This is a genomic window from Oscillatoria sp. HE19RPO (assembly GCF_024220515.1).
Taxonomy (GTDB): Bacteria; Cyanobacteriota; Cyanobacteriia; order Cyanobacteriales; family Laspinemataceae; genus Laspinema.
Genome location: NZ_JAMXOT010000499.1, coordinates 1 through 2,214 on the forward strand (window position 1 = coordinate 1; position 2,214 = coordinate 2,214).

General features: G+C 43.5%; 4 protein-coding genes. 2 read left to right on the forward strand and 2 right to left on the reverse strand.

Going from position 1 to position 2,214, the window contains the following annotated elements:
* Positions 1-350: 350 nt before the first annotated feature.
* Together NG833_RS30100 and NG833_RS30105 are read left to right on the forward strand one after the other, a co-directional pair.
* Positions 351-596, forward strand: a complete 246-nt coding sequence (locus NG833_RS30100; RefSeq protein WP_254568939.1) for a hypothetical protein — start codon at positions 351-353, stop codon at positions 594-596.
* Positions 597-810: 214 nt separating this feature from the next.
* A complete protein-coding gene (locus tag NG833_RS30105; protein WP_254568940.1) occupies positions 811-999 on the forward strand; it encodes a type II toxin-antitoxin system VapC family toxin in 189 nt (62 codons plus the stop codon).
* Between the two features lie 316 nt (positions 1,000-1,315).
* Here the strand turns inward: NG833_RS30105 and NG833_RS30110 are convergent, their stop codons facing one another.
* Both NG833_RS30110 and NG833_RS30115 read right to left on the reverse strand, forming a co-directional pair.
* Entirely contained in the window at positions 1,316-1,588 is a 273-nt protein-coding gene (locus NG833_RS30110) for a HepT-like ribonuclease domain-containing protein (RefSeq protein ID WP_309143902.1), read from the reverse strand.
* 34 nt (positions 1,589-1,622) lie between these two features.
* The gene (locus tag NG833_RS30115; RefSeq protein ID WP_254568942.1) at positions 1,623-1,994 is read right to left on the reverse strand and encodes a nucleotidyltransferase family protein; all 372 of its coding nucleotides are present in this window, start codon (positions 1,992-1,994) and stop codon (positions 1,623-1,625) included.
* Between the last annotated feature and the right edge of the window lie 220 nt (positions 1,995-2,214).

Below are 2,214 nucleotides of genomic sequence, written 5' to 3' on the forward strand. Positions count from 1 at the left end.
CGCAATGCTTGCGCCCTGAATTGGGCGCAAGCATTGCGCCCCTACATTGAGAAGGCTACTCCGTTGATCCGTTACTACGAACGAGGGTTGTTTGGAGATTTTATTTTTTGGAGTTCCCTGAGGAGTTCTTGAATCAGGGCGAGATAAGCCTGCATTCGTTGTTCATCCATAGCGGCGCATCGGGTAGGGGATAGACCCCGATTTTACCCCATTCCCAGACCTCAGAAACCGGGTTTCTTTGTTAAATCTTTGTGAAGGAATCGAGATGCTGCCAGAAACCGGGTTTCTTGTCTCTCAAGAATCTATGTGCTAAACTGAAATACCCTTGAAGAAAAACGAGAGCCATATTTATGCAAATCCGAGGTATTAAACGCGGTAAAACTATTGAGCTAACGGAAAATATTGCCGTCCCTGACGGCCATGAAATTATCCTGGAAATTAGACCCCCCCTCCCCCGGACACCAGAAGAGCATTGGCAGCAATTCTGTCAACTATTTGGTGCTTGGTCAAACCAACCCGATTTAGATGCCAGCTTTACAGCGATCGCTCAAAAACGCCATCAAAACCACGGTCGAGAATTATTTAATTTTGATTGATTTATGTATCTGCTAGATACTAACATCTGTATCGCTTTGCTCAAAAATCATCCCAATGCTGTACCCAAATTTGCCCAGCATTTTCAATCCTGTTATTTGAGTTCTATCGTAGTTTATGAACCCTACAAAGGGGTTTATTGCTCACAAAAATATAGAACAGAATTTGGCTACATTATAACAGTTTATTAGTCTACTACATCGGGTAGATTTTGATTTGCTTGCTGCTCGTGAATTGGATCAAATTCAAGGAGAACTCAGACGCATCGGTAAGCCCACAGGAGAATTAGATGCCATGATTGCAGCCGTAGCCCGATCGCGAGATTTTATTTTAGTTACAGATAATTTAAAGCATTTCCAAAATATTGTTAACTTAAAAATTGAAAACTCGCTGATTAATGAATAGGTGATGGGTTGTTAAGGGAACTCCAAAAAATAAAATCTCCAAAAGGTTCGTAGTGATGGAGCAATGGAGTAGCCCCGTCAATGTAGGGGCGTATTGCATACGCCCTGGGGCCTGCGCATTTACTCCGACAGATACCTTACTTTCAGTTGAACGTTTGGAGGATTTATATTTTGCAATCCCCTAACGCGATCGCCGCACGAATAGAAACAGCACCCCTATTGTCCCCCGAAACCGGGTTTCTTTGTTAAATCTTTATGAAAGAATCGAGAGGCTGCCAGAAACCCAGTTTCTTTTGCCCCAACCCGCAAATCATTATTTATAGGCTAGGAATGACTTTTTTTAATTCTAAAATTAAAGTCGGCAAACTCTTGAGTGCGGTATCCCAAACTACATCGAGGTCAATCCCATCATATTCATGGACGAGTCGATTTCTCATTCCGTTAATCACTGACCAAGGAATTGTAGTCAAGCGATCGCAAGTCGGCTCAAAAACCCGTTTTGCCGCTTCACCAATCAGTGAAAGTCTCCGAATTATCGCATCTTGCAATTGTAAATCACTCGCTAAATCTTCCCGCGATCGCCCAGAAATCTATTCGGTCACGATTTCGGCTGATTGCAACCTATCAAGCCACGATTGAACATCCCGTTCCATAAATTACCTGTGCAGAAGATAGAATGGCTTGGCGACGCAGATAGTTACGACTGGTTTCAATTCCCTTTCGAGTCATTAAATCTACATCTCGCTGAAATAGTTGTTTGAGTTCCTCTTCCATCTCAGCTAAATCAAACAGAGTGGGATGCGCTTCGGGATGAAATTGTACCCTAACATCAACATCACTATGAGCATTAAAATCATCCCGGAGAATCGAGCCAAATCTAGCTAACTCTGTCAGATTCCACTTTTGGCAAAATTCAGCAAATTTTTCCATCGGCAGTGCGATCGCTGTCTCGACCCTGTTAATCTTAACCTCCAGTTCGTCTAAGTCTATCCTCATTGTTCCGTGAGTCTGGGCATGATTTTCCTCCCGACTGCACCCGGAAACCGCACCCCCATTTTACCTCATCTGCGCTCATCAGAAACCGGGTTTCTGCCTCAACTTCTGCAAAGAAGCAAAAATGTGGATAAGAAACCCGGTTTCTAGCCCTCACCATTAACTCTCAAGCTCAAGAAACCGGGTTTCTGCCTCAACTTCTGCAAAGAAGCAAAAATGTGGA